This is a genomic window from uncultured Aquimarina sp., assembly GCF_947500065.1.
Taxonomy (GTDB): Bacteria; Bacteroidota; Bacteroidia; order Flavobacteriales; family Flavobacteriaceae; genus Aquimarina.
The window spans coordinates 1-304 of record NZ_CANMQT010000054.1; the positions used below are offsets into that span (position 1 = coordinate 1).

The window sequence follows — 304 nt, forward strand, 5'->3', positions numbered from 1 at the left end:
CCTCTGAGTAGTTTATATACCTATGAGTGGTTTGTAGAAACAGGAGGAGATTTTGTAGTAATAGAAGGAGAAACTACGAACCAGATAGTGGTTAGAGCAGAAGGAAATTACAGAGTGATTATTACGTATCAGGAATGTGTTGTTCAGCGAGAAATTACTGTTAGTGAAGAGTCCGGTGTTTCTGCTGTCATTCCAAATGTAATACGACAAAATGGAGGTAATGGTCTTGGTAATAGATGGACATTACCGGATGAATTTTCTGAACAAGATGTACAAGTGACTATATATAGCTCAAGTGGTAAGT

The 304-nt window shown here is 37.5% G+C and carries 1 protein-coding gene; it reads left to right on the forward strand.

Annotated features, from left to right (window positions below):
* Positions 1–304, forward strand: a 304-nt coding sequence (locus Q0975_RS28410) for a hypothetical protein (RefSeq protein ID WP_299444381.1), incomplete at both ends; no start/stop codon positions are given.